Raw genomic sequence first — 26,007 nt, forward strand, 5'->3', positions numbered from 1 at the left:
TAACATGGAATACCAATTAACTCTTAACTGGCCCGACTTTCTTGAACGCCACTGGCAAAAACGCCCGGTGGTCTTAAAACGTGGGTTTAGCAACTTTATCGATCCGCTCTCGCCGGATGAGCTGGCGGGGCTGGCGATGGAAAGCGAAATCGACAGCCGTCTCGTTAGCCATCAGGATGGCAAATGGCAGGTCAGCCATGGCCCTTTCGAAAGCTACGATCATCTGGGTGAGAGCAACTGGTCGCTGCTGGTACAAGCGGTAAACCACTGGCACGAACCCACCGCCGCCTTGATGCGCCCGTTCCGCGCTCTGCCGGACTGGCGTATCGACGATCTGATGATCTCCTTTTCCGTCCCCGGCGGCGGCGTTGGCCCGCATCTGGATCAGTATGATGTGTTTATTATCCAGGGAACCGGTCGCCGTCGCTGGCGCGTGGGCGAAAAGCTGCAAATGCGTCAGCACTGCCCGCATCCCGACCTGTTACAAGTCGATCCGTTCGAGGCCATTATTGATGAAGAGCTGGAGCCGGGCGACATTCTGTATATTCCGCCAGGATTCCCGCATGAAGGCTATGCGCTGGAAAACGCCATGAACTATTCGGTCGGTTTTCGCGCGCCCAATAGCCGTGAGCTGATCAGCGGTTTTGCCGATTACGTCCTGCAACGGGAGTTGGGCAATACATACTACAGCGATCCGGATATGCCGTCCCGCAAGCATCCGGCGGATATCCTGCCGCAGGAGATGGATAAACTGCGTAATATGATGCTCGATTTGATCAATCAACCCGCGCATTTCCAACAGTGGCTTGGCGAGTTTCTCTCTCAGTCACGCCACGAACTGGATATTGCGCCGCCGGAGCCGCCGTATCAGCCTGATGAAATTTACGATGCCTTAAAGCAAGGCGAGGTATTAGTACGTCTCGGCGGGCTTCGCGTATTGCGTATCGGCGATGAGGTCTATGCGAATGGCGAAAAAATAGACTCTCCGCATCGCCCCGCTCTGGAGGCGCTCGCCAGTCATATTGCACTGACCGCTGAAAACTTCGGCGATGCGCTGGAAGACCCGTCCTTCCTCGCGATGCTGGCGGCGCTGGTGAATAGCGGATACTGGTTTTTCGAAGGATAAGAACATCGCAATGCCCGGCGACCGCCGGGCTGACGCAAACTATCCACAACGATCGCCGCCAGGTTTGGCGAAATCGTTATATTGCGGATCGCCCGGATAAATCGAGTGGGCCATTCGATGGCGAAATGACAATTGTCGGTAACGTCGCGCCAGTACGTTATCGCCAAGACCTTCGGCAATATTAGCCAGTTGCTGTAATCGTTCATACTGTATCTTTGCTGGATAAGCTACGGCATCAAGCGTAAAGGCGCGTTCCGCAAAGTCTTTTGCTTGTTCAAGCTGTTGATTATTCTGATAAAGCAGCGAAATACCATACAACACCATGGATACGTCAGACTGCCGACGTTTATATTCTTCCAGCAATGGGAGATAGAGGGAGGTACTGTCCAGGTCGATGTTTTCGGGCAAATAAAAGCGTAATCGTGATATTACCGTCGCCATTGGCGTTAAACGGCTCTGGTAATACGCGATAAGTTTAAGGTAGAGATCTTTCGCTTCCTTATAATGATGGCCCTGTGCATAAAAGCCAGCAAGATTATTGCTGTCAACCGTCATTTCGCCGAATTCGGCGCCATAAAGCGTTTGCTCAATTTTTAGCGCCTGACTTAGCGCATTAATCGCCTCGCTAATATGCCCTGCATTATAAGCAATATCCGCTTTCTGCTGCAAAAAAGAGGCGACGCGCTCACGATTATCCCAGGTTTTATCCCGTAAAATAACGCCCAGCCACTGCTGCTCCGTTGCGTCTATCTTCGCCAAATAATAGGCTTTACGCGCACTATCACATTCGACATCCCGCTCCTCCAGCGCATCAGAATAAGCGTCGCGCATCCTGTTTAAGGTATAAACCAATGCTTCCGTCGATGCCTTTTTGTCTTTAAGACGCCACGTTAATGCCTGCTCTTGCCAGGCTATCCGCTGACGGTAATCAACCTTGATCTCGTATCGCCACTGCTCTGTAGGTGAATACTCTATATGGCGATCGTCACTGTAAACATAAAAGGCCGCCAGGTGTTCAAACATATCGGCCCGATCGCCCGGATAAGTGCCCGCCGGAAATGTTTTCATTATTGCCCGCGCTCGCAGCAGCATTTGCGGCGTTAATTCAGGTTTACCCAGCCATTGATAAATATCGCTTTGTAATAGCAGGCTACGAACAAGCTGTATTGAGCGTTTGCCATATTGCCGCGAGGCCAGCCTCACCGCATCATCAATAAACGTCATGCAGGTTTCATCGCCGGTCATAAAACATGCTGAAGATTGTTGCTGGCGCAGGGACCAGGAAGGCGTATATTCGGCGCTCCAGGCAGAAAAATTGATGGCGGAAAATATCCCGCCATAAATAATAAAACGCTTCACCACAATGCGTAACATTCGCTACTGGCCGCGCTTCGCCGTCAGCTCCGCGATACGTACAATCACCTGTACCGCTTTTTCCATCCCCTCCAGCGTCACAAACTCATGCTTACCATGATAGTTATATCCGCCGGTAAAGAGATTAGGACACGGCAGGCCCATAAACGACAGTTGCGCCCCGTCTGTACCGCCGCGAATCGGTTTCATCTCCGGCGTAATATGACAGTCGCGCATGGCCTGCTGGGCGATATCGAGAATATGCGGATGCTCAACCACTTTTTCGCGCATATTGTAATAACTGTCTTCAATCACCAGTTCGATATAGCAGTCCGGATGCAGCCCCTTACCGACTTTTTTGGCAATCTCCATCATTTTGCGTTTACGCGCTTCAAACTGCTTACGGTCGAAATCGCGAATGATGTAGTGCATTTCGGCCCGGTCAACGGTGCCTTTCATGCTGGCCAGATGATAAAACCCTTCGTAACCTTCTGTGGTTTCAGGCGCTTCATCCGCCGGCACTTCCGCGTGAATCCTCGCCGCCAACGACAGCGCATTGACCATCACGCCTTTCGCCGTACCGGGATGCACGTTATTGCCGACGATTTTGATATTCACCGAGGCGGCATTGAAGTTTTCAAACTCCAGTTCGCCCACGCCGCCGCCGTCGACCGTATAGGCCCACTGCGCGCCAAACTCCTCAACATCGAAGTGCTTCGCGCCTTTCCCTACCTCTTCGTCAGGCGTAAACGCCACTTTAATGTCGCCGTGGGGAATAGGATTACCTTTCAGCACCGCCAGCGCGGTCATGATCTCCGCAACACCGGCTTTATCGTCCGCGCCCAGCAATGTCTTACCATCGGTAGTAATCAGCGTCTGTCCCAGTAATTGATGCAGTACCGGGAACATCACGGGTGACAACACCTCATCGCCAATCCCTAATGCTATATCGCCGCCACGATAATTCTCGACAATCTGCGGGTTAACGTTTTTACCGCTGAAATCCGGAGAGGTATCCACATGGGAGATAAAACCAATGGCGGGAATATCCCCCTCAACATTGGCCGGGAGCGTCGCCATCAACGTCCCTTTTTCACTTAATGTAATGTTAACCAGCCCCATCTCTTCGAGCTGCTGTTTGAGCAAACGTAGTAACTTCCACTGCCCCTCAGTGCTGGGAACCTGCCGAACACCCGACTTTGATTGGGTATCCAGCGATACGTAGTGTAAAAAACGCTCAAGTAGTTTATCCATGCAGTCACCCTCACTTTTCGTGACAACATTATTAATAAGCAAGAAAAGACAAATATTGCGTCAGGTCACTTTTATCCCTGCAAACAAGAATATTTCACTTTGACACGCTTTCTGACTATAAAGCTAAGTCAGTAATTCGCAACAAGGATTGGCGATCACAGTGGTTTGCCGTAGAATGACCGCCCTCATTAAGAGTGATTAAGGTGGTTAACCACAAACCCCGCAGCGGTCAGCCATCCGTTGCGTTTACATGGGACAGAGTAAGAAATTGAATAATCAACCGCGTTCGCTTTCACCGCTGGTGCTTTTGTCGGGAATTAGCAAAAGTTTCGATGGCAAAGAGGTCATTTCACAGCTGGATTTGACCATTAACAATGGCGAATTCCTCACGCTGCTTGGCCCTTCCGGCTGCGGTAAAACAACCGTTCTTCGCCTGATTGCCGGCCTGGAAACCGTTGATGCCGGGCATATCATGTTGGATAACCAGGATATCACCCACGTTCCCGCCGAAAATCGTTATGTAAATACCGTATTTCAAAGCTACGCTTTATTTCCGCATATGACGGTGTTTGAAAATGTCGCGTTTGGCTTACGGATGCAAAAAACGCCAGCCGCCGAGATAGCGCCTCGCGTGACCGATGCGCTGCGTATGGTGCAGCTTGAAGAGTTTGCACAACGTAAACCGCACCAGCTTTCCGGCGGACAGCAGCAGCGTGTGGCTATCGCTCGCGCGGTGGTGAATAAACCTCGCCTGTTATTACTGGATGAATCGCTTTCCGCGCTGGACTATAAATTGCGCAAACAAATGCAGAACGAGCTTAAAGCATTACAGCGTAAACTCGGTATCACGTTTGTTTTTGTCACTCACGATCAGGAAGAAGCGCTCACCATGTCCGATCGTATCGTGGTAATGCGTAATGGCGTGATTGAGCAAGACGGCACGCCGCGTGAAATCTATGAAGAGCCAAAAAACCTGTTTGTCGCCGGTTTTATCGGCGAAATTAACCGCTTTGACGCAACCGTCATTGAACGGCTTGATGAACAGCGCGTCCGCGCCAGCGTAGAAGGTCGGGAGTGCAATATATACGTCAATTTCGCTGTCGAACCGGGCCAAAAACTGAACGTCCTGCTGCGACCGGAAGATCTACGCGTCGAAGAGATCAACGATGATAACCACATCGAAGGGCTTATCGGCTACGTGCGCGAGCGCAATTATAAAGGTATGACGCTGGAGTCGGTGGTTGAACTGGAAAATGGCAAAATGGTGATGGTCAGCGAATTCTTCAACGAAGACGATCCTGACTTCGACCATTCACTTGACCAAAAAATGGCCATTAGTTGGGTAGAAAGCTGGGAGGTCGTACTGGCTGATGAAGAACACAAGTAAATTCCAGAATGTAGTGATTGTCACTATCGTCGGTTGGCTTGTGTTGTTTGTTTTTCTGCCCAACCTGATGATCATTGGCACCAGCTTTCTGACCCGTGACGACGCCAGTTTCGTCAAGATGGTCTTTACGCTGGATAACTACGCACGCCTGCTCGATCCGCTCTATTTTGAAGTGCTCCTGCACTCTCTGAATATGGCGCTGATCGCCACCCTCTCCTGCCTGGTGCTGGGCTATCCTTTTGCCTGGTTCCTGGCGAAGTTACCGGAAAAGATACGTCCGTTATTGCTGTTTTTGCTGATCGTTCCTTTCTGGACCAACTCACTGATCCGCATCTATGGGCTAAAAATATTCCTGAGCACTAAAGGTTATCTCAATGAATTCCTGCTGTGGCTGGGCGTGATTGATACGCCGATTCGCATCATGTTCACCCCGAGCGCCGTTATTATCGGCCTGGTTTACATTTTGCTGCCGTTTATGGTCATGCCGCTCTACTCCAGCATTGAGAAGCTCGACAAACCGCTACTGGAGGCCGCACGCGATCTCGGCGCCAGTAAAATGCAAACGTTCATCCGCATCATTATTCCATTAACCATGCCGGGCATTGTCGCCGGTTGCCTGCTCGTGATGCTACCGGCAATGGGCCTGTTCTACGTCTCCGATTTAATGGGTGGCGCGAAAAACCTGCTGATTGGTAACGTCATTAAGGTACAGTTCCTGAATATTCGCGACTGGCCGTTTGGCGCGGCGACCAGCATTACGCTGACCATTGTGATGGGACTCATGCTGTTGATTTACTGGCGGGCTTCCCGCTTATTGAATAAGAAGGTGAGTGATATAAGCGATTAATTGCGCAACGCTAACAAATCCACACGCATCCAGGCATGAAGTTTATTCAAGGGTAAACTTCATGCCTCCGGCATAAAAAACGCATGAAAGCAGTTGCCGCCAGTATTGCAAATCTACAGCATCATCCGCGCCAGGCCTTCTTTTATTTTTACCTGTAGCGACGCTATCACAGACAGTAATGCGTTTATACGCGAAGCTCTCAGGTTTTATACTGATTGCCAGTCTCTTTTAAAAATTATATTACATCCGATGCGCCCGCAGTTGAGATAAAAAGGGTCGATTTAATCAATTATGTAGTCATTTTTACTCCAGTATAAGTGAGATTAATATGCCGATTACTATAGGGAATGGTCTTTTAAAAAGTGAAATCCTTATCAATCCCCCAGGGAATACGAAAGAAACATGTTGCAAAGTTTTATGGGAAAAAATTAAAGACTTCTTTTTTTCTACTGGCAAAGCAAAAGCGGACCGTTGTCTACATGAGATGTTGTTTGCCGATTGTACCCCCACACGAGAGCGGCTTACAGAGATTTTTTTTGAGTTGAAGGCATTAGCCTGCGCATCGCAAAGAGATAGATTTCAGGTTCATAATCCTCATGAAAATGATGCCATCATGATTCTTCGTATCATGGATCAAAACGAAGAGAACGAATTGTTACGTATCACTCAAAATACCGATACCTTTAGCTGTGAAGTCATGGGGAAGGTCTATTTTTTAATGAAAGATCGCCCGGATATTTTAAAATCGCATCCACAAATGACGGCCATGATTAATAGAAGATATAGCGACATCGCAGATTACCCCCTCCCTTCGACATTATGTCTCAATCTTGCTGGCGCGCCGACATTATCGGTTCCATTAGACAACATAGAGGGGTATTTATATTCTGAATTGAGAAAAGGACATTTAGATGAGTGGAAAACGCAAGAAAAGGTAACCTACCTGGCAGCGAAAATTCAGTCTGGGATTGAAAAGACAACGCGCATTTTACAGCATGCGAATATATCCGAAAGTACTCAGCAAAACGCATTTTTAGAAACAATGGCGATGTGTGGCTTAAAACAGCTTGAAATACCACCACCGCATACCCACATACCTATTGAAAAAATGGTAAAAGAGGTTTTACTGGCGGATAAGACGTTTCAGGCGTTCCTCATAACGGATCCCAGCACCAGCCAAAGTATGTTAGCTGAGATAGTCGAAGTCATCTCTGATCAGGTTTTTCACGCCATTTTTAGAATAGCCCCCCAGGCTATACAAAAAATGGCGGGAGAACAGTTAACCACGCTACACGTTCGCTCAGAACAACAAAGCGGCTGTTTATGTTGTTTTTTATAAAATCAGACGACGCTTTCTCAGACGTCACGTTCAGGGTTTACTCACGTACTTCCTGTTTGCCTACAGAGTAACCTCTTGCCTGGCGCAATAATGCCGCATATGACCGGATCGGATGAGAATAGTCATTTAAATGGCCTTTTTTTCCCGCTCGTCTGGCAATTTGTTGTAAAATTCGCGGCTTCAAGCGGCAGCTTGCTTCTTCCTGGCTGCTGATAACCGCGAGACGTTTTGGAGAGATTTTGGAGAAGAGAAAAAATTGATCATTTTCAATACTCTAAAAGCACCCCATCCTCTGAATAAGAAGGTGGAACTTGAATGATCGGTCGGCTGCTCCGTGGCGGTTTCATGACTGCCATCTATGCGTATCTGTATATTCCCATCATTATTCTGATCGTGAACTCCTTCAACAGTTCGCGGTTCGGCATTAACTGGCAGGGCTTTACCACTAAATGGTACGAACTCCTGGTCAATAACGACAGTCTGTTGCAGGCCGCTCAACATTCACTGACGATGGCGATTTTTTCAGCGACCTTCGCCACGTTGATTGGCTCGTTAACCGCGGTGGCGCTTTATCGCTACCGCTTTCGCGGGAAGCCATTCGTCAGCGGGATGCTGTTTGTAGTAATGATGTCGCCGGATATCGTGATGGCGATCTCCCTGCTGGTGCTGTTTATGTTACTCGGCGTTCAACTGGGCTTTTGGTCGTTGCTGTTCTCGCACATCACCTTTAGCCTGCCGTTTGTGGTCGTCACGGTCTATTCGCGCCTGAAAGGCTTTGATGTCAGAATGCTGGAAGCCGCAAAAGACCTGGGGGCCAGTGAGGTAACGATTTTACGCAAAATCATTCTGCCGCTGGCGATGCCGGCGGTGGCGGCGGGCTGGTTGCTGAGCTTTACGTTGTCGATGGACGATGTAGTAGTCTCGTCGTTTGTCACCGGGCCGGGCTATGAAATTTTACCCTTAAAGATTTATTCCATGGTAAAAGTCGGCGTTTCACCAGAAGTGAACGCGCTGGCGACCGTTTTATTGGTGCTGTCTCTGGTAATGGTCATTGCCAGCCAGCTTATTGCTCGTGATAAAACCAAGGGCCGATAAGGCCCGTAATTCAGGGGACGTTAAATGAAAAAATGGTCACGCCACCTGCTCGCGGCGGGCGCCCTGGCGCTGGGTATGAGTACCGCTCATGCCTCCGACAACGACACGCTCTATTTCTATAACTGGACTGAGTATGTGCCGCCGGGCCTGCTGGAACAGTTCACTAAAGAGACCGGCATTAAGGTGATTTATTCGACCTACGAGTCGAACGAAACCATGTATGCCAAACTCAAAACCTATAAAGATGGCGCGTATGACCTGGTTGTTCCTTCTACATACTATGTCGACAAAATGCGCAAAGAAGGCATGATCCAGAAGATCGATAAGTCGAAATTAACCAATTTCCACAACCTCGATCCGGAAATGCTCAACAAACCGTTTGACCCCAACAACGATTATTCTGTTCCGTATATCTGGGGCGCAACGGCGATTGGCGTGAACAGCGATGCTATCGATCCAAAAACCATTACCAGCTGGGCTGACTTGTGGAAACCGGAATATAAAAACAGCCTGCTTTTAACCGACGATGCGCGAGAAGTCTTCCAGATGGCGCTGCGCAAGCTAGGTTATTCCGGTAACACTACCGATCCGAAAGAGATTGAAGCGGCATATGAAGAGTTGAAAAAACTGATGCCGAACGTAGCGGCCTTCAACTCCGATAATCCGGCGAATCCGTATATGGAAGGGGAAGTCAACCTGGGGATGGTGTGGAACGGTTCGGCCTTCGTTGCTCGTCAGGCTGGCACGCCGCTGGAGGTCGTCTGGCCGAAGGAAGGCGGTATTTTCTGGATGGATAGCCTGGCTATTCCGGCGAACGCGAAAAATAAAGAGGGCGCGCTGAAGCTAATCAACTTCCTGCTGCGTCCTGACGTCGCGAAAGAGGTGGCAGAAACCATCGGCTACCCTACCCCCAACCTGGCGGCGCGTAAGCTGTTAAGCCCGGAGGTCGCCAATGATAAGTCGCTCTATCCGGATGCGCAAACCATCAGCAAAGGCGAGTGGCAAAACGATGTCGGCGACGCCAGCGCCATTTATGAAGAGTATTATCAGAAGCTAAAAGCAGGACGCTAATTCAGCCAAAGCGCCTGTCGGGCCTACAGATGAACGTAACGTGAAATGTAGGCCGGATAAGGCGTTACCGGGCAAACAGCACTACAGCCCTTTCAGGAATTTATCAACAAATTCCGGCACAACCTGGCTTGCCGGGCCGTAGTGCTTCTCTTCAAACTCGCTGCCGACCTGGCTTGGCTCAAGATTCAGTTCCACCGTATGTGCGCCGTGCAGTTTTGCTTCATGCACAAACCCCGCAGCCGGATAGACATGACCGGATGTGCCAATGGCGATAAAAATATCCGCCATCGACAGCGCCATATAAATTTCATCCATGCCAAGCGGCATCTCGCCAAACCACACCACGTGCGGACGTAGCGGCGCCGGGAACTGGCAGCAGTGACATTTATCTTCCGGCATCACATCGCCGTTCCATTCCAGAATTTGGCCGCTTTGCGAACAGCGCACCTTCAACAGCTCGCCATGCATATGAATGATGTTGCGGTTGCCCGCGCGTTCATGCAAATTGTCGATGTTTTGCGTCACCAGCAAAAAGCGATCGCCAAGCGCTTCTTCAAGCTTCGCTAACGCCAGATGCGCCGCATTGGGTTGTATTTCCGGCTGTTGAAGCTGCTGACGGCGGGCATTATAAAATGTCTGCACCAGCCCCGGATTACGGGCGAATCCTTCCGGCGTTGCCACATCTTCAACCCGATGCTCTTCCCAAAGGCCATCCGCCGCGCGAAACGTACGAATACCAGACTCTGCAGAAATTCCTGCACCTGTAAGGACTAATACTCTTGGGTTTTCCATCATTTCCGGCACCACTCTGTCTCTGAAAAAGATCCGCTGGCGCAGACGTTCACGCAACAGACGTTTATTTTTACGAAAGCGGCTTAATCGATGAAACCGACGCGACTGCATAACAACCTCTTTTTTTGATTAGTCGGTAAGATGTAAAAAAGCAGCACCGCGCATCCCACCTGCATCCCCATGCCGCGCACGCTCAATGCGCGGCGCGCGGGCAACAGGGAGGAGATGGCGCGGCAGTCTTTCCGCCAGTTGCGTTGTTATTGCCGTAAAGTTCGATAGTCCGCCGCCGATCACCAATAAATCGGGATCGACAATCGTCAGTATATTCCCCAGACAAACCGCCAGTAAATCCAGATAGCGCTCAACATGCGCGTGCGCCTGCTCATCACCCTGCTCCCACAACGCGATAATCTCCGGCGCCTGCAGCGATTGATCATAATAATGCTGATATAGCCACGCAAACCCGCGCCCGGACAGATAATTCTCAATGCAGCCCATCTGGCCGCATCCACAACGGCGGAGAGGAAAATCAAACCCCATCAACGTTAGCGCGTCAACCGGCAAACGCATATGGCCAAACTCGCCGGTGATATAGCTCTGACCGGTAATCGGCTTCCCGTTTAGCACCAGGCCGCCGCCGACGCCGGTGCCGAGAATAAGCCCCATAACCAAAGGATATTGCGTGAATTCATCATCCCAGGCTTCGGACAAGGCAAAACAGTTAGCGTCATTGTCCAGACGCACATCGCGATCCAGTCGGGCGCTGAGATCGGCGCGCAACGGCTTACCGCTGGCTGCCGGGACATTCGCGGCGTACAGCGTGCCGTCTTCGGTTTCCGGCATACCGGGTATGCCAATCCCTACCGACCCTTTTACGCCAAATCGCTGGTCGGCTTCCTCGACCAGTTCGCACACGGCGTCTAAAAAGGCGCTATAGCTGGTATGGGGCGTGGGAACCCGTTTTTCCCACTGCAGCCGCCGCGTTGAGTCAAATACGCCTAACGCAATCTTTGTTCCGCCAATGTCAAACCCGTAATACATCGCCGCTCCTTGTTTTTATATTCCGCGATTACTGGCCGCTCAATACTCGCGCAGGGTCAATGTTGCTCGCCCGCCGCGCCGGATACCAGCTCGCCAGTAAGCTTAACAACAACGCCGTGACCAGTACGTAAACAACGTCCAGCCAATGTAATTCGGATGGCAGGAAGTCGATAAAATAGATATCGCCGGACAAAAACTGATGCCCGATCGCCTTTTCAATCCCATTAATAATGGCGGTAAGCTGAAGCGAAACGACAACGCCGATCGCCACGCCAATCAAACTGCCCAGCAAGCCCGCGAGTAGCCCGTACCAGACGAAAATGGCACGAATCAAACCATCTTTCGCCCCCAGCGTTCTTAATACCGCAATGTCGCCGCTTTTGTCTTTTACCGCCATCACTAAGGTGGAAACGATATTAAAACAGGCCACGCCGATCACCAGAATCATCGCCAGATACATAATGGCGCGAATCATCTGGATATCGCGATACATATAGCCGTAGGTGCCGATCCAGCTCTTAATGTAGACATAGCTGTTAGTCACTTCACCCGCGTCACGCACCAGTTTGTTCGCATTAAACACGTCGTGGACTTTAAGCGCGATACCGGAAACGCTGGACCCCATATCCAGATACTGCTGCGCATCCTCAAGCGGGATCATGGCGAAGCTGTGATCGAGCTGGCCGCTCAGTTGCAGAATCCCGATGACATGCAAACGCACGCGTTTGGGCTGGAGCAGCTTATGGTCGGCATTCGCATTAGGGATCATGATGGACACCCAGTCGCCCTGTTTCACGTTCAGCGCATCGGCGACGCCTTTGCCGATAATGATCTGCTGCTCGCCCGCTTTGAAATGATCCCAGGCGTGATTTTGCACAAATGACGGTAACGCGCTAAGCTGCTGCTCTTGCTTAGGGTCGACGCCTTTAACCTGAATGGCGCGCAAATTCGCCCCGCTCTCTACCAGGCCGGTAAAATTGATATACGGCGCGGCGGCGGCAATGCCCGGCACCTTCTGCACTTTTGCCAGCGCTTCACGCCAGTTGGTCCACGGCTGATTGACCGCTTCAATCTCCCCGTGCGGAACCACCGCCAGAATACGGTTATTCAACTCGCGTTCGAAACCGTTCATCGCGCTTAAACCGACAATCAATACCGCCACGCCCAGCGCGATACCGATGGTAGAAATGACGGAAATGAGCGAAACCATACCGCCGCGCCGCCGTCCACGGCTGAAACGCAAGCCAATTAACAATGATAAAGGCGACGCCATTACTCCGCCCCCATCAGGCTCAGTTCCGCCGTCAGGCGGCCATCGCGCATCTCAAGCTGGCGGCTCATACGTTTCGCCAGTTGCAAATCGTGAGTCACCACCAGAAACGCGGTTCCCTGCAGACGATTTAACTCGCCCAGAAGCTCAAAAATACTGTCGGCATTACGCGCATCCAGATTACCGGTCGGCTCATCCGCCAGTACCAGACGCGGATTATTCACCAACGCGCGCGCTATCGCGACACGTTGGCGCTCACCGCCGGAAAGTTCCGAAGGTCGATGGGTTGCGCGATGCTCCAGCCCTACGGCGTGCAGCATTTCTCGCGCCCGAGCATCAATCTCCGCCGGTTTCTTTTTGCCAATCAATAATGGCATCGCCACGTTTTCCAGCGCCGTAAAATCCGGCAGGAGATGATGAAACTGATAGATAAACCCCAGTTTCTGGTTACGTAATTCCGCTTTTGCCGCAGAAGAGAGTTTGCTCATCGGCTGGCCGCTAAAAATCACATCGCCAGAGGTAGGCGTATCCAGCCCGCCTAACAGATGCAGCAACGTACTTTTACCCGAACCGGAACTGCCGACGATCGCCATCATTTCGCCTTCGCCGATACTGAAGCTGACATCGTGCAACACGTCGGTTTGTACGGTGCCTTCCTGATAGCGTTTGCACAGGTTGTCGCATTGCAACAGGATCTTATTCATAACGTAAAGCCTCAGCGGGTTGAGTGGCGGCAGCGCGCCAGGAAGGATAAAGCGTAGAAAGCAGCGCAATGGCCATTGCCACCAGAGCGATAACGATCACCTGTAACGGCTCTATCGCCACGGGCAACGCAGCGCCATCCAGAAACGCGCCGATGATCGGCATCAGGTTATTCAGTTGGCTGGCAAGCAATGCGCCCAGCGCGGCGCCCAACAGCGCGCCGATAATCCCGGCGCTGGCGCCCTGCACCATAAAGACCATCATAATTTGTCGCGGCGTCAGCCCTTGAGTTTGTAAAATCGCCACTTCGCCCTGCTTCTCCATGACCATCAGACCCAACGAAGTAATAATGTTAAAAGCCGCGACCGCCACGATGAGGCTCAGCAACAATCCCATCATGTTCTTTTCCATGCGCACAGCCTGGAACAACTCGCCTTTGCGTTCGCGCCAGTCCTGCCACTTAGTGCCTTGCGGCAGCGTCTGTTGGCTGAGGGTATCGACTTGCAGCGGTTCATCCAGCCATAGACGCCAGCCGGTAATATTGCCTGCCGGATAGCGCATTAAACGCGACGCGTCCTGAATATTGACCAGCATTTCATAGCCATCGACCTCGCTATTGGCGGCAAATGTGCCAATCACCGTAAACAGACGCTGGCTGGGCAGACGTCCCATTGGCGTAAACTGGCTGGCAGATGGCACCATTAGCCGAATCTGATCGCCGCGGTTGACCCCTAACTGTCCGGCGAGCTGCTCGCCGAGGATGACATTATACTTACCCGGCTGTAATTCGCTTTGCTTCACATTGACCAGATACGGCGTTAACGGATCTTTTTGCGCCGGATCGATACCCAACATCACGCCAACCGCAACGCTACGCGCGCTTTGCAGTACGACATCGCCCGTCGTCAGCGGCGCAATACGGTTAACGCCTTGCAGATTCACCGCTTTTTCCGGCATCTGATTCGGGTTAAGAGAGCCATGTTCAGCAGAGAGGATGGCCTGAGGCATCAAACCAAGAATGTTATTTTGCAGTTCGCGCTCAAAACCGTTCATCACCGACAATACCGTGACCAGCGCCATCACCCCCAGGGTAATGCCGATAGTGGAAAGCCAGGAAACGAAGCGACCGAAGCGATCTGCTGCACGCCCGCGCATGTAACGCAGGCCGATGAATAGAGCGACAGGTTGATACATGTAATCCGTCTGGTTGCTGTTAGCAAAGTCCCGAGTATATAAGCGAAAGCGGAATGCGTAAATGTCTGAACCGTAAGAGTTCGTCAGCGCTATTCTGAAAAAGGCCGACAAATCAAGTCACTTACATGTTCATACTTTACCTGTTCGGCGTGTTATGCGGCGGATTCAATTTGCTAATAAACAACGATCGCGGATAATAAAGAACATTGCTTATCAGTCATATGCCCCTGAATACCTGAGTCCTTCATGCTGTCCTGGCGTGCAGCCAACCATGAAGCAGCCTGAAGGGTGACGCGTAGAGTGCGGCGTAAAACAAAAAGAGATACTGACAACCGTTATGCCTGAAAAACAACGTTACACGCTGCCGACAAAAGCGGGCGATCAGCGCCAGTTGGGCGAACTTACCGGTGCCGCCTGCGCTACGCTGGTGGCGGAGATAGCTGAACGCCATGCCGGTCCGGTGGTACTCATAGCGCCTGACATGCAAAATGCTCTGCGATTGCATGATGAAATCCGCCAGTTTACCGATCAGATGGTCATGAACCTGGCGGACTGGGAAACGCTACCGTATGACAGCTTCTCCCCGCATCAGGAAATTATCTCTTCGCGTCTGTCCACGCTCTACCAGTTGCCGTCGATGCAGCGCGGCGTCTTGATTGTACCGGTAAACACCCTGATGCAGCGCGTTTGTCCGCATAGCTATCTGCATGGTCATGCGCTGGTGATGAAAAAAGGCCAGCGGCTGTCCCGCGACGCTCTGCGCGCGCAGCTTGACAGCGCCGGTTATCGGCATGTCGATCAGGTGATGGAGCATGGCGAATACGCGACGCGCGGCGCGCTGTTGGATCTCTTTCCGATGGGCAGCGAACAGCCTTATCGCCTCGACTTTTTTGATGATGAAATCGACAGCCTGCGTCTGTTTGACGCGGATACCCAACGTACGCTGGAGGAGGTCGAGGCCATCAATTTGTTGCCCGCGCACGAATTTCCTACCGACAAAGCCGCTATTGAGCTTTTCCGTAGCCAGTGGCGCGATACCTTTGAGGTAAAACGCGACGCCGAGCACATCTATCAGCAGGTCAGCAAAGGCACCCTGCCCGCCGGGATCGAATACTGGCAGCCGCTCTTTTTCAGCGAACCGTTACCGCCATTATTTAGCTATTTCCCCGCCAATACTCTGGTGGTGAATACTGGCTCGCTGGAAACCAGCGCCGAACGCTTTCAGGCCGATACGCTGGCGCGTTTTGAAAATCGCGGCGTCGATCCTATGCGCCCGCTTTTACCGCCGGAAGCCCTCTGGCTACGGGTAGATGAGCTCTTTTCCGAGCTTAAACGCTGGCCTCGCCTCCAGCTTAAAACCGACCATCTGCCGGAAAAAGCCGCCAATACCAATCTTGGTTTCCAGAAATTACCGGATTTGGCTATCCAGGCGCAGCAGAAAGCGCCGCTGGACGCGCTGCGTAAATTCCTCGAATCTTTCAGCGGTCCGGTGATTTTTTCGGTGGAAAGCGAAGGACGCCGCGAAGCGCTGGGAGAGCTCCTGGCTCGCATAAAAATCGCGCCGAAGCGGATATTACGCCTGGACGAGGCGCAGGATGCGGGACGCTATCTGATGATTGGCGCCGCAGAACATGGCTTTATCGACACCCAACGCAATCTGGCGCTGATTTGTGAAAGCGATCTCCTGGGTGAACGGGTGGCGCGTCGCCGCCTGGATTCCCGCCGTACGATCAACCCGGATACGTTGATTCGTAACCTGGCGGAACTCCACGTCGGTCAACCGGTAGTGCATCTGGAGCACGGCGTCGGACGCTATGCCGGCATGACCACTCTGGAGGCTGGCGGCATCAAGGGTGAGTATCTGATGCTCACCTACGCCAATGACGCCAAACTGTATGTGCCGGTCTCCTCATTGCATCTGATTAGCCGCTATGCCGGCGGCGCGGAAGAAAGTGCGCCTCTGCATAAACTGGGCGGCGACGCCTGGTCGCGCGCCCGGCAGAAAGCGGCGGAAAAAGTGCGCGATGTCGCAGCGGAACTGTTGGATATTTATGCGCAACGGGCGGCAAAAGAGGGTTTTGCCTTTAAGCATGATCGTGAGCAGTATCAGTTATTCTGCGACAGCTTCCCGTTTGAAACGACGCCCGATCAGGCACAGGCGATTAACGCCGTATTGAGCGATATGTGCCAACCGCTGGCGATGGACAGGCTGGTGTGCGGCGACGTCGGCTTCGGCAAAACCGAAGTGGCGATGCGCGCCGCGTTCCTGGCGGTGGAAAACCATAAACAGGTGGCGGTACTGGTGCCGACTACGCTGCTGGCGCAGCAACACTATGACAACTTCCGCGACCGTTTCGCCAACTGGCCGGTACGCATTGAGATGCTGTCTCGCTTTCGCAGCGCCAAAGAGCAGACGCAAATCCTGGCGGAAGCCGCCGAGGGTAAGATCGATATTCTGATCGGTACGCATAAACTGCTACAAAGCGATGTGAAGCTGCGCGACCTCGGCCTGCTGATTGTCGATGAAGAGCACCGTTTCGGCGTGCGCCACAAAGAGCGAATTAAGGCGATGCGCGCCGATGTCGATATTCTGACGCTCACGGCGACGCCGATCCCGCGGACGCTGAATATGGCGATGAGCGGTATGCGCGATCTCTCCATTATCGCCACCCCCCCTGCCCGTCGTCTGGCGGTAAAAACCTTTGTCCGCGAGTATGATAGCCTGGTAGTAAGGGAAGCGATTCTGCGTGAAATCCTGCGCGGCGGTCAGGTTTACTATTTGTACAATGACGTCGAAAATATTCAGAAAGCCGCAGAGCGGCTGGCGGAACTGGTGCCGGAAGCGCGAATCGCTATAGGCCACGGGCAGATGCGCGAACGTGAGCTGGAACGGGTCATGAATGATTTCCACCATCAACGTTTTAACGTGCTGGTGTGTACTACCATTATCGAAACGGGGATCGACATTCCCACCGCTAACACGATCATCATTGAACGCGCGGATCATTTCGGCCTCGCGCAGTTGCACCAGCTGCGTGGCCGCGTTGGGCGCTCGCACCACCAGGCCTACGCCTGGCTGTTGACGCCACATCCTAAGGCCATGACCACCGATGCGCAAAAACGGCTGGAGGCGATTGCGTCGCTGGAGGATTTAGGCGCCGGGTTTGCGCTGGCGACTCACGATCTGGAGATCCGCGGCGCGGGCGAACTGCTTGGCGAAGAGCAAAGCGGCTCAATGGAAACCATCGGCTTCTCACTCTACATGGAATTGCTGGAAAACGCCGTCGATGCGCTGAAAGCAGGCCGCGAACCCTCGCTGGAAGATCTCACCAGTCAGCAAACGGAAGTCGAGCTGCGAATGCCGTCGTTACTGCCGGATGATTTTATTCCGGATGTTAATACCCGGCTGTCATTCTATAAACGCATTGCCAGCGCGAAGAACGAAAACGAGCTGGAAGAGATCAAAGTGGAATTGATCGACCGCTTCGGCCTGCTGCCCGATCCGGCGCGTAATCTGCTGGATATCGCACGCCTGCGCCAACAGGCGCAAAAGCTCGGCATCCGAAAACTGGAGGGTAACGAGAAAGGCGGAACGATTGAGTTCGCCGAGAAAAACCACGTTGACCCCGCCTGGCTTATCGGGTTGCTGCAAAAACAGCCGCAGCATTTCCGTCTGGATGGCCCGACGCGCCTCAAGTTTATTCAGGATTTAAGCGAACGTAAAACGCGTATAGACTGGGTACGCCAGTTCATGCAGCAACTGGAAGAAAACGCTATTGCATAAGCGTCAGGCCGGGCGTCATTACTCTGCGTCCGGCCTAATCTTTACAAATTCTTTGCACTTCCCTGCAGTTCCAGACACAGCCAACCGCCATAATTCTTATTTCCTCTTTTATAAAAATAACCACATAATAATCATGGGTTTATTATAATGTTCAACAATACGCGACTCTCTCGCTGGTGGGCGTTGTTTGCGCTTACCGCGACCATCATGCTTGCCCTTCCCGCGCAGGCGAATACGTGGCCTCTTCCGCCCCCCGGCAGTCGACTGGTGGGAGAAAATAAATTCCATGTCGTTGAAGACGACGGCGGCTCGCTGGAGGCGATCGCCAAAAAATATAACGTGGGCTTTTTAGCCCTGTTACAGGCCAACCCCGGCATTGATCCTTACGTGCCACGCGCAGGCAGCGTGCTAACGATTCCGCTGCAAACGCTGCTACCGGACGCGCCACGTGAAGGTATCGTCATTAACCTCGCGGAATTACGGCTTTACTATTATCAACCGGGGAAAAATACGGTCACGGTCTACCCTATCGGGATTGGCCAACTGGGCGGCGATACCCTGACGCCAACGATGGTGACGACCATTTCGGATAAACGCGCCAATCCAACCTGGACGCCGACCGCCAATATTCGCGCCCGTTATAAAGCGCAAGGCATCGATCTCCCCGCCGTGGTGCCTGCCGGTCCCGATAACCCAATGGGGCATCACGCGATTCGTTTAGCGGCCTACGGCGGCGTCTATCTGTTACATGGCACGAATGCCGATTTTGGCATTGGTATGCGCGTCAGTTCCGGCTGTATCCGTCTGCGCGACGGTGATATAGAGACATTGTTCCGTCAGGTCACGCCGGGAACCAAAGTGAATATAATCAATACGCCGATTAAAGCCTCGGTGGAGCCAGGCGGCGTGCGACTGGTGGAAGTTCATCAGCCGCTGTCTAAAAATATAGGCGACGATCCACAGGTGCTGCCGATTGTGCTGAATGGCCCGATGCAGGCCTTTAAGGACGCGCCGCAGACCGATGCTGCGGTGATGGAACATGTTATGGAAGTGCGTTCCGGAATGCCGGTGGATGTAACCCGTCAAGCAGAGGCGAAACCGCAGTCGCTGTAAGCGTGAATAGCTGACCGACAAAAAAGCCTCGCGATGCATCGCGAGGCTTTCTTTTTTTATTGTGGCAATCGCAGCGGCATTAATGAGGGTTAATGCTTACTTATAGATTACCGCCGTACCGTGGAGGGTATTCGGGCCGGTAACAGAGGTAATACGGAAAGACTTCGCCCCCATCTCCTGCGCTTTTTGCGCCAGCTGATCTTCCAGCGAGCCCAGATTCGTGCCTCCATTCGCGGAAATGGTGCCGAACTTCTGTTGACCTTCTGGCGTTGCCTGAACTTCAACGGCGGCGAAGCTGGCGAATGAGAGCGAACTCAGTACGGCAGCAGCGATGAGGGTTTTTACGTTTTTCATAGTGATGACCTTTAGCAGATGAATGGGTGTCGTAAGCATTAACTTAACGATCGATAAGTTAATCATAGATGTGATCTATATCACACGTCAACCTCTTTTTATAATGATCGTTATATAATTTATAAAGATGTTATTTTTCATGTGAATAGAATTGATTTATTTTTCTAATGAATACTCTGGAGCCAGAAGTGGTTTGTTTTTATAATAGAGAGACCGCTCTTTAAACAGGTACAACGGCATCATGACAACGGATACCACGAGTTGCGCGAAGAAAAGCCGTGGCCGACCAAAAGTGTTCGACAGGGAAGCCGCGCTTGATAAGGCCATGACTCTCTTCTGGCAGCACGGCTATGAAGCAACTTCGCTTGCCGATCTCGTAGAGGCTACCGGGGCGAAAGCGCCTACTCTCTATGCGGAATTCACTAACAAAGAAGGATTATTTCGCGCTGTCCTGGATCGCTACATCACTCGCTTTGCCTCAAAACACGAAGCCCAGCTCTTTTGTGAAGAGAAAAGCGTAGAATCGGCGCTGGAAGATTACTTCACAGAAATTGCCGCCTGCTTTACCAGTACAGACACGCCGGCTGGCTGCTTTATGATTAATACGTCCGCCACCCTGGCCGCCTCCTCGCGCGATATCGCCCGCACGGTAAAATCACGCCACGCTATGCAGGAACAGACGCTCATCCAGTTTCTGCGCCAACGTCAGGAGCGCGGTGAAATTCCGGCGCACTGTAACCCGCAGGCGCTCGCAGAATATATAAACTGTATTTTACAGGGAATGTCGATCAGCGCCCGTGAAGGTGCCACCTTCGAACAACTGATGCAAATTACGCGCACGACTCTGCGCATCTGGCCTGAACTGCTCAAGTCCTGAACGACGTGGCTTCGGATAAAAAAAAGCCCCTCAGCCTGAGCGAATGAGGGGCTAACTTGCAGAGTACAGCTTTTTTATGCTTTGTTATTCAGAACCAGTTGGCCATTGCCGTCGAGGGGAATTTGCGTTCCGGGGTCTTTATCCATGCGGATTTTGCCCTGCTGATCGCCAATTTTGTAGGTCACGTCGTAGCCAAGCATCTTTTCAGATTTGTCATACACCGTCTTACAGCGTTGCTGCGTGGTAGTGTAGGTATCACTTTCTTGCATTGATCCCTGGATTTGATTGCCAGCATAACCGCCGCCCAGCGCCCCGACGACCGTCGCCACATCTTTACCACGACCGCCGCCAAATTGATGTCCAATCACGCCGCCTGCTACTGCGCCAAGCACCGAGCCGGCAATACGGTTTTCGTCCTGAACCGGTCTGCGATGCGTGACCGTGACATTACGGCACTCCTGACGCGGCGTTTTTACCGTCTCTTTAATCGGTTTAGCCGATATCACCTGCGCATATTGCGGACCACGATCAAATACGTTGAGACTGGCCACTGCCGCCACACCCAGCGCAGCCGCTACGCCAATCCCTATACCCGCCAACATTGATTTATTCACGGGAGTTCCTCCTTCGTTGCTATTGGTAACAATTTTGCAACCAGTATGCGAACAAAGCCAATCGGAATGAGGATGAAAAATGCGGGATGAGGCGGTAAAGCTGAAGGATTCGGACAACTCCGAAGCAAGAGATGGAGAAGCGCTCACCGGCGCGAGCAGCCGGTGAGGCGCAGAGAAATTAATGCAGTTTCAGGCGCGGACGAATGACGCGGTTAATACTGCCCACCAGCATCATCAGGCCGGTTTTAAAGTATCCATGCAGCGCTATCTGGTGCATACGGTATAGCGAGATATACACGAAGCGGGCGATACGTCCTTCAATCATCATTGAACCGCGGGTCAGGTTCCCCATCAGACTACCCACGGTAGAGAAGTTGGACAGAGAGACCAGCGATCCATGATCTTTATACTGGTAAGCTTTCAGCGGTTTGCCATTCATCTGCGCCAGAATGTTATTCATCGCGCAGGTAGCCATCTGATGCGCCGCCTGAGCGCGAGGCGGCACAAAACCTCCCTCCGGACGTGCGCAGGAAGCGCAGTCGCCAATCGCATAAATATCAGGATCGCGCGTGGTTTGCAGCGTCGGTTCCACCACCAGTTGGTTAATGCGGTTCGTTTCCAGACCACCAATCTCTTTCATAAAATCCGGCGCTTTGATACCCGCCGCCCACACCATCAGATCGGCCTGAATATATTCACCTTCTTTCGTATGCAGACCACCTTCGTCGGCGCTGGTGACCATAGTTTGCGTCAGCACGCGAACGCCCAGTTTGGTCAGTTCATTATGCGCGGCGCTGGAGATACGCGGCGGCAACGCAGGCAGAATACGCTCGCCAGCCTCAACCAACGTCACGTTCAGCGCGTCGTTGGTCAGCCCCTTATAACCATAGCTATGCAGCTGTTTTACCGCATTATGCAGTTCAGCCGACAGCTCAACCCCCGTCGCACCGCCGCCAACGATGGCGATATTGACCTTACCGTTCGCGCCCAGATTAGCCGAATACTTGAGGAACAGGTTCAGCATCTCCTGGTGAAAACGGCGCGCCTGATGCGGGTTATCGAGGAAGATACAGTGCTCTTTCACGCCCGGCGTGTTGAAATCATTAGAGGTGCTGCCCAGCGCCATCACCAGCGTGTCATACGCGATTTTGCGCTCCGGCACCAGCAGTTCGCCCTTTTCATCACGCAACTCGGCAATGGTGATGGTCTTCGCTTCGCGATCGATATCCATCACCGACCCCAGCTGGAACTGGAAACCATGATTACGCGCATGAGCCAGATAGCTCAGCGCATCCACGCCTTCGTCCAGCGAGCCAGTCGCCACTTCGTGCAACAATGGTTTCCACAGATGGCTGTGATTTCTGTCTACCAGCGTGATTTTCGCTTTTTTCTTGCGCCCCAGTTTATGGCCTAACTGCGTCGCCATTTCCAGCCCGCCAGCGCCGCCGCCGACAATCACGATCTTTTTTAATGGTGTAGTCAACGTGACCCCCTTAAATTTATTAACCAATTGTTAATTAAAAGTTATTATTATAGCCTTTAATTAACAACAAGTTACGTTAATGAGAATAAGCTTCTGATATGAGAATAGCATGAACGGTGCATTGGTCATACCAAAATTGATGTGCATCAAGTTTTCATGCTGAAAAGATAGACAGTTTGCGAGAATTGAACATAAAAAAACCAGCCGCAAGGCTGGTTATCCGGTCACTGATAACGCCATATTGCCGGGGGCGTTACCCCAGCGTTTTAAACGCTTTGATACGTTGCAAATGCGGCGAAATATTTTTGAATTTGTGAGTCTGTTCCTCATCCCACACAATTTCATAAAACGGGTGAAGCGCTTGCGCTGAGCGTTGGCTGTCCAGCGCTTCGTCATGACGCGAGAGGATCACCAGACAACGATCGCGATTTTTTTCGCGAAAGTTGGTCACGCACTTTGTAGCGATGTCCGCATATTCTTCCGGGCGATCGATTTTCCCCTCCATGTTTTCATAGGGGAACAGGTTCGGGTTAAAAACCACCTGACGGATATCGCACAAAAAGCCAATCCGCTCCGCCCAGTAACCGCCCAGCCCCACGCCACAGATTAAAGGGCGCTCGTCCACATTCAACTGCAACATTTTGTCCACTTCTTTCAGCAGATGCTGCATATCGTGCTTAGGATGCCGCGTACTGTAGCTTACCAGCCGAACATCCGGGTCGATAAACTGTAATTGCAACACTTTTTCATGGTTGCCCGGACTATTTGAATCAAAACCGTGTAAATAAATAATCATCTGGCACCCTCACGAAAACTCGAGTTAATGACCTGCTTTTTCTTCCTGCCAGCGTTCATGTAACTGGTTGAGCTGGGCGCTGGCTGTTTTCCAGCGTGCTGAGTCCATGAGCTCCCGGCGTGAAAATGAACCTTTATGATACAAACGTGTAACACGTTCTGCTTTGATCGGCGACAGATTATCCAGCACGCTGACTGCGCCTTTACGATTATTGCAGACCAGAATCATATCGCAACCCGCATCCAGCGACGCCTGAGCGCGCTCAGCATAGCTGCCCATAATCGCCGCGCCCTCCATCGACAGATCGTCGGAGAAAATGACGCCGTCAAAGCCTAACTCCTGACGCAGCACCGTTTTCAGCCAGTACGGCGAACCGCTTGCCGGACGCGGATCGATAGCGCGGTAGATCACGTGGGCAGGCATAATCGCATCCAGTTTATTCTCGCTAATCAGCGTGCGGAACACCGACATATCTTTGCCACGGATGTCCGTTTCAGGACGTGGATCGCACGGCGTCTCTTTGTGGGAGTCCGCCGTGACCGCGCCGTGGCCGGGGAAATGCTTACCGGTCGTTTTCATCCCGGCGTCATGCATGCCGTCAATAAAGCGTGTTGCCATTGCCAACGCTTTTGCGGGATCGGCATGATAAGAACGCTCGCCAATTGCCGCGCTGATATGCCCGACGTCCAGCACTGGCGCAAAACTGATATCAATATCCATCGCGATCATTTCGCTGGCCATCAGCCACCCTGCCTCCTGCGCCAGTCGTCCCCCCTCTTCCAGCCCATGCAGCGCAAAAAAAGATTGCGCCGCGGGCAGGCGGGTAAACCCTTCACGGAAACGCTGTACGCGCCCGCCTTCCTGATCGACGGCCACCACCAGATGGTTACGCGATGCCGCCCGAATCTGGCGCACTAATTCGCGCAGCTGTTCCGGGTCATGGTAATTACGCGTGAACAGAATAAGCCCGCCAACCAGCGGATGCGCCAGTATCTCGCGCTCCTCCGCATCCAGCTCACATCCTTCGACATTCAACATTACTGGGCCCACACTGCTCTCCTTATCCTTTCATACGTAGCTGGCACCAGGTTTCATCGGCCAGCCTGATAAATTGTTGCTCGCCGGTTTGTCGCCAGCGGTATTCGAACCACCCTGCTTTTAGCATAATGACCCAGGGGTGCCATAATCGTATCTGTCGCCATAGCTGCCGGGCGTCGATTCGCGCGCGCGCGGCATAAGCGTCTGCCAGTTGTCGGTGCTGGCGTTCATCCTCAACCCATACTGCCGCCAGCTCCAACGCAATATCGCCGTCGCCGGCATACTCCCAGTCAATCAGTCTCAACCCGGCGGACGTTAATACTATATTGTCGCCATGGACATCCATATGCAAAGGCGCGAGCCGCAGCGGGCGAGGTTCACCGTTTTTTTGCAACTGTTTGAGCCGCCGCAACCAAAACGGCGTACGCCTTGCCGGATCGCAACACGACCAGTACTGCGCCAATAGTGGCGATAGCGCGATACGCCAGCCAAAACGCGGCTGTTGATGCAAATGATACAGTAAGGCCGCCAGTTCGTCGGCATCTGGCAGAGCGGAATTTACCACACCATGCAGATATTCTACCGCCATCCAGCCCGGCGAATAAAAAAGCGCTCGCGGCGCAAGACTGGCCGGCAATTGGGATAAGGCGCGGTAATGACGTAAAAAATGGGCTGGTGGAGCGTCGGGGTCGTGATGACGGCGCAGCACGATACGGTGAGTATCGTGAGCAATAATACAGCTCCCGCCGCTTAGCCCCTGCGATGCGGCGACGGCGGGACGATACTGGGGAAAATAGCGCGACAGGATCTCGTCGCGCGTTAAGGGATTATTGTTGTTGGACCGCACCTTTACCTGACCAGATTATCTCGCCAGTTTGCACCAGCATTAACTGCATCTGTAATGCAGGCGCGTTAACGTTACCGGATGCGCTGGAGTAAAGTACATATTGCGCCCCGACATTGCGCGCAATGCCAATAGCTTTACTACGCGTTCCCAGACTATCCTGCGGAGACAACCCTAACTGCTGTTTTGCCATCGAGAGTTGCTGTACGGAGACCAGCGTAAATTTACCGTTGTTCGCCAGCGCATTACGTAACGTTTCCGTTGCCTCGTTCGCATTTAACGACCCATTCGTCCGGTTATTCACGCTGTCGACAAGCAATACGCTTCCGGCCGTCACGCCATCAGCCTGCAACATTTTGCTGACCAGCGGTTGCATCGCGCCGTTCCAGTCATAGTGGCGCACCTTAGGCGCTGGCTGGCCCGTTTGATCTTCATGTTCAATCGGCCCCGGTTGCTGTGGAATGGTTGGCACAGACGGCACAACAGGAGGCTGCGGCGGCTGCGCGGGTTGTTCTGGCGCTGGTTTTACCTCTTCAACTGGCGCAGGTTGACGTTGCGCCATACACCCGGAGAGAAATATCGCCAGCGCAGCAATGGCAGCGTAGCGATGCATTTTTGTCATCAAAATTCACT

Annotated in this window: 23 protein-coding genes; 9 read left to right on the forward strand and 14 right to left on the reverse strand. The window is 52.5% G+C overall.

Annotated features, from left to right (window positions below; all coding sequences use genetic code 11):
* Window positions 1-4 precede the first annotated feature (4 nt).
* Entirely contained in the window at window positions 5-1,126 is a 1,122-nt protein-coding gene (roxA, locus tag QEN32_RS12905; RefSeq protein WP_000456514.1) for a [50S ribosomal protein L16]-arginine 3-hydroxylase, read from the forward strand.
* A gap of 39 nt (window positions 1,127-1,165) precedes the next feature.
* Here the strand turns inward: roxA and QEN32_RS12910 are convergent, their stop codons facing one another.
* Both QEN32_RS12910 and pepT read right to left on the reverse strand, forming a co-directional pair.
* Window positions 1,166-2,500 (reverse strand): hypothetical protein, encoded by a 1,335-nt coding sequence (locus QEN32_RS12910; protein ID WP_197405417.1) that lies wholly within the window; start codon window positions 2,498-2,500, stop codon window positions 1,166-1,168.
* 3 nt (window positions 2,501-2,503) lie between these two features.
* A complete protein-coding gene (gene pepT / locus QEN32_RS12915; RefSeq protein ID WP_000359412.1) occupies window positions 2,504-3,733 on the reverse strand; it encodes a peptidase T in 1,230 nt (409 codons plus the stop codon).
* Window positions 3,734-3,983: 250 nt separating this feature from the next.
* On the opposite strand from pepT, the gene potA reads away from it, so the two are divergent.
* The 5 genes from potA to potD all read left to right on the forward strand — a co-directional run bounded on the left by potA (window position 3,984) and on the right by potD (window position 9,472).
* Window positions 3,984-5,120, forward strand: a complete 1,137-nt coding sequence (potA, locus tag QEN32_RS12920; protein ID WP_000531607.1) for a spermidine/putrescine ABC transporter ATP-binding protein PotA — start codon at window positions 3,984-3,986, stop codon at window positions 5,118-5,120.
* Window positions 5,104-5,967: a spermidine/putrescine ABC transporter permease PotB gene (potB, locus tag QEN32_RS12925; RefSeq protein WP_000799391.1), complete on the forward strand. Its 864-nt coding sequence runs from the start codon at window positions 5,104-5,106 to the stop codon at window positions 5,965-5,967. Before potA ends, potB begins: the two co-directional genes overlap by 17 nt.
* Before the next feature lie 328 nt (window positions 5,968-6,295).
* Window positions 6,296-7,306: an SPI-2 type III secretion system effector SifA gene (gene sifA, locus QEN32_RS12930; protein WP_001537767.1), complete on the forward strand. Its 1,011-nt coding sequence runs from the start codon at window positions 6,296-6,298 to the stop codon at window positions 7,304-7,306.
* Window positions 7,307-7,621: 315 nt separating this feature from the next.
* Window positions 7,622-8,401 carry a spermidine/putrescine ABC transporter permease PotC gene (potC, locus tag QEN32_RS12935; protein ID WP_265322158.1) on the forward strand — a complete coding sequence of 260 codons (780 nt, stop codon included), beginning with the start codon at window positions 7,622-7,624 and terminating at the stop codon, window positions 8,399-8,401.
* Window positions 8,402-8,425: 24 nt separating this feature from the next.
* Window positions 8,426-9,472: a spermidine/putrescine ABC transporter substrate-binding protein PotD gene (gene potD / locus QEN32_RS12940; protein WP_000759335.1), complete on the forward strand. Its 1,047-nt coding sequence runs from the start codon at window positions 8,426-8,428 to the stop codon at window positions 9,470-9,472.
* Between the two features lie 81 nt (window positions 9,473-9,553).
* Here potD and cobB read toward each other — a convergent pair whose 3' ends face one another.
* Genes cobB through lolC form a run of 5 tightly spaced genes read right to left on the reverse strand, consistent with a single transcriptional unit; the run spans window position 9,554 to window position 14,471 of the window.
* Window positions 9,554-10,375, reverse strand: a complete 822-nt coding sequence (gene cobB / locus QEN32_RS12945) for a Sir2 family NAD+-dependent deacetylase (protein ID WP_001191856.1) — start codon at window positions 10,373-10,375, stop codon at window positions 9,554-9,556.
* Window positions 10,376-10,393: 18 nt separating this feature from the next.
* Window positions 10,394-11,305 carry an N-acetylglucosamine kinase gene (gene nagK / locus QEN32_RS12950; protein WP_000291338.1) on the reverse strand — a complete coding sequence of 304 codons (912 nt, stop codon included), beginning with the start codon at window positions 11,303-11,305 and terminating at the stop codon, window positions 10,394-10,396.
* 28 nt (window positions 11,306-11,333) lie between these two features.
* Window positions 11,334-12,578, reverse strand: a complete 1,245-nt coding sequence (gene lolE / locus QEN32_RS12955) for a lipoprotein-releasing ABC transporter permease subunit LolE (RefSeq protein WP_000168091.1) — start codon at window positions 12,576-12,578, stop codon at window positions 11,334-11,336.
* Window positions 12,578-13,279: a lipoprotein-releasing ABC transporter ATP-binding protein LolD gene (gene lolD / locus QEN32_RS12960; RefSeq protein ID WP_001033714.1), complete on the reverse strand. Its 702-nt coding sequence runs from the start codon at window positions 13,277-13,279 to the stop codon at window positions 12,578-12,580. The genes lolE and lolD overlap by 1 nt, the downstream gene beginning before the upstream one ends.
* A complete protein-coding gene (gene lolC / locus QEN32_RS12965) occupies window positions 13,272-14,471 on the reverse strand; it encodes a lipoprotein-releasing ABC transporter permease subunit LolC (RefSeq protein ID WP_001518787.1) in 1,200 nt (399 codons plus the stop codon). Before lolC ends, lolD begins: the two co-directional genes overlap by 8 nt.
* A 337-nt stretch (window positions 14,472-14,808) precedes the next feature.
* On the opposite strand from lolC, the gene mfd reads away from it, so the two are divergent.
* On the forward strand, window positions 14,809-18,255 hold the full coding sequence (gene mfd / locus QEN32_RS12970; RefSeq protein WP_001114323.1) for a transcription-repair coupling factor: 3,447 nt from the start codon (window positions 14,809-14,811) through the stop codon (window positions 18,253-18,255).
* Window positions 18,256-18,402: 147 nt separating this feature from the next.
* Window positions 18,403-19,368: a L,D-transpeptidase family protein gene (locus QEN32_RS12975; RefSeq protein WP_000482961.1), complete on the forward strand. Its 966-nt coding sequence runs from the start codon at window positions 18,403-18,405 to the stop codon at window positions 19,366-19,368.
* A gap of 96 nt (window positions 19,369-19,464) precedes the next feature.
* On the opposite strand, the gene bhsA is transcribed toward QEN32_RS12975, so the two are convergent.
* Window positions 19,465-19,722, reverse strand: coding sequence for a multiple stress resistance protein BhsA (bhsA, locus tag QEN32_RS12980; protein WP_000800159.1), 258 nt, complete (start codon window positions 19,720-19,722; stop codon window positions 19,465-19,467).
* A gap of 241 nt (window positions 19,723-19,963) precedes the next feature.
* Between bhsA and comR the strand changes: the two genes are divergently transcribed.
* The gene (gene comR, locus QEN32_RS12985; protein WP_000205986.1) at window positions 19,964-20,599 is read left to right on the forward strand and encodes a TetR family copper-responsive transcriptional repressor ComR; all 636 of its coding nucleotides are present in this window, start codon (window positions 19,964-19,966) and stop codon (window positions 20,597-20,599) included.
* Window positions 20,600-20,673: 74 nt separating this feature from the next.
* Here comR and QEN32_RS12990 read toward each other — a convergent pair whose 3' ends face one another.
* From QEN32_RS12990 to lpoB, 6 genes are all read right to left on the reverse strand, one after another.
* A complete protein-coding gene (locus QEN32_RS12990; protein WP_001043449.1) occupies window positions 20,674-21,213 on the reverse strand; it encodes a glycine zipper 2TM domain-containing protein in 540 nt (179 codons plus the stop codon).
* 178 nt (window positions 21,214-21,391) lie between these two features.
* Complete coding sequence (gene ndh, locus QEN32_RS12995; protein ID WP_000211053.1) at window positions 21,392-22,696, reverse strand: NADH-quinone dehydrogenase; 1,305 nt, start codon at window positions 22,694-22,696, stop codon at window positions 21,392-21,394.
* Window positions 22,697-22,949: 253 nt separating this feature from the next.
* Window positions 22,950-23,492: an alpha/beta hydrolase YcfP gene (ycfP, locus tag QEN32_RS13000; protein ID WP_000587943.1), complete on the reverse strand. Its 543-nt coding sequence runs from the start codon at window positions 23,490-23,492 to the stop codon at window positions 22,950-22,952.
* Window positions 23,493-23,516: 24 nt separating this feature from the next.
* On the reverse strand, window positions 23,517-24,542 hold the full coding sequence (nagZ, locus tag QEN32_RS13005) for a beta-N-acetylhexosaminidase (RefSeq protein ID WP_000529340.1): 1,026 nt from the start codon (window positions 24,540-24,542) through the stop codon (window positions 23,517-23,519).
* A gap of 10 nt (window positions 24,543-24,552) precedes the next feature.
* Entirely contained in the window at window positions 24,553-25,377 is an 825-nt protein-coding gene (gene thiK / locus QEN32_RS13010; protein ID WP_265322159.1) for a thiamine kinase, read from the reverse strand.
* The gene (gene lpoB, locus QEN32_RS13015) at window positions 25,358-25,996 is read right to left on the reverse strand and encodes a penicillin-binding protein activator LpoB (protein ID WP_000164359.1); all 639 of its coding nucleotides are present in this window, start codon (window positions 25,994-25,996) and stop codon (window positions 25,358-25,360) included. The genes thiK and lpoB overlap by 20 nt, the downstream gene beginning before the upstream one ends.
* Window positions 25,997-26,007: the final 11 nt, after the last annotated feature.

This window comes from Salmonella sp. SA14318, assembly GCF_029866905.1.
GTDB classification, from domain to species: Bacteria; Pseudomonadota; Gammaproteobacteria; order Enterobacterales; family Enterobacteriaceae; genus Salmonella; species Salmonella enterica.

What these genes read in the sequence shown, in the direction of transcription:
- roxA (WP_000456514.1), top strand. Translation starts at nt 5, where the DNA reads ATGGAATACCAATTAACTCTTAACTGGCCCGACTTTCTTGAACGCCAC.
- QEN32_RS12910 (WP_197405417.1), bottom strand. Translation starts at nt 2,500, where the DNA reads ATGTTACGCATTGTGGTGAAGCGTTTTATTATTTATGGCGGGATATTT.
- pepT (WP_000359412.1), bottom strand. Translation starts at nt 3,733, where the DNA reads ATGGATAAACTACTTGAGCGTTTTTTACACTACGTATCGCTGGATACC.
- potA (WP_000531607.1), top strand. Translation starts at nt 3,984, where the DNA reads ATGGGACAGAGTAAGAAATTGAATAATCAACCGCGTTCGCTTTCACCG.
- potB (WP_000799391.1), top strand. Translation starts at nt 5,104, where the DNA reads ATGAAGAACACAAGTAAATTCCAGAATGTAGTGATTGTCACTATCGTC.
- sifA (WP_001537767.1), top strand. Translation starts at nt 6,296, where the DNA reads ATGCCGATTACTATAGGGAATGGTCTTTTAAAAAGTGAAATCCTTATC.
- potC (WP_265322158.1), top strand. Translation starts at nt 7,622, where the DNA reads ATGATCGGTCGGCTGCTCCGTGGCGGTTTCATGACTGCCATCTATGCG.
- potD (WP_000759335.1), top strand. Translation starts at nt 8,426, where the DNA reads ATGAAAAAATGGTCACGCCACCTGCTCGCGGCGGGCGCCCTGGCGCTG.
- cobB (WP_001191856.1), bottom strand. Translation starts at nt 10,375, where the DNA reads ATGCAGTCGCGTCGGTTTCATCGATTAAGCCGCTTTCGTAAAAATAAA.
- nagK (WP_000291338.1), bottom strand. Translation starts at nt 11,305, where the DNA reads ATGTATTACGGGTTTGACATTGGCGGAACAAAGATTGCGTTAGGCGTA.
- lolE (WP_000168091.1), bottom strand. Translation starts at nt 12,578, where the DNA reads ATGGCGTCGCCTTTATCATTGTTAATTGGCTTGCGTTTCAGCCGTGGA.
- lolD (WP_001033714.1), bottom strand. Translation starts at nt 13,279, where the DNA reads ATGAATAAGATCCTGTTGCAATGCGACAACCTGTGCAAACGCTATCAG.
- lolC (WP_001518787.1), bottom strand. Translation starts at nt 14,471, where the DNA reads ATGTATCAACCTGTCGCTCTATTCATCGGCCTGCGTTACATGCGCGGG.
- mfd (WP_001114323.1), top strand. Translation starts at nt 14,809, where the DNA reads ATGCCTGAAAAACAACGTTACACGCTGCCGACAAAAGCGGGCGATCAG.
- QEN32_RS12975 (WP_000482961.1), top strand. Translation starts at nt 18,403, where the DNA reads ATGTTCAACAATACGCGACTCTCTCGCTGGTGGGCGTTGTTTGCGCTT.
- bhsA (WP_000800159.1), bottom strand. Translation starts at nt 19,722, where the DNA reads ATGAAAAACGTAAAAACCCTCATCGCTGCTGCCGTACTGAGTTCGCTC.
- comR (WP_000205986.1), top strand. Translation starts at nt 19,964, where the DNA reads ATGACAACGGATACCACGAGTTGCGCGAAGAAAAGCCGTGGCCGACCA.
- ycfP (WP_000587943.1), bottom strand. Translation starts at nt 23,492, where the DNA reads ATGATTATTTATTTACACGGTTTTGATTCAAATAGTCCGGGCAACCAT.
- lpoB (WP_000164359.1), bottom strand. Translation starts at nt 25,996, where the DNA reads ATGACAAAAATGCATCGCTACGCTGCCATTGCTGCGCTGGCGATATTT.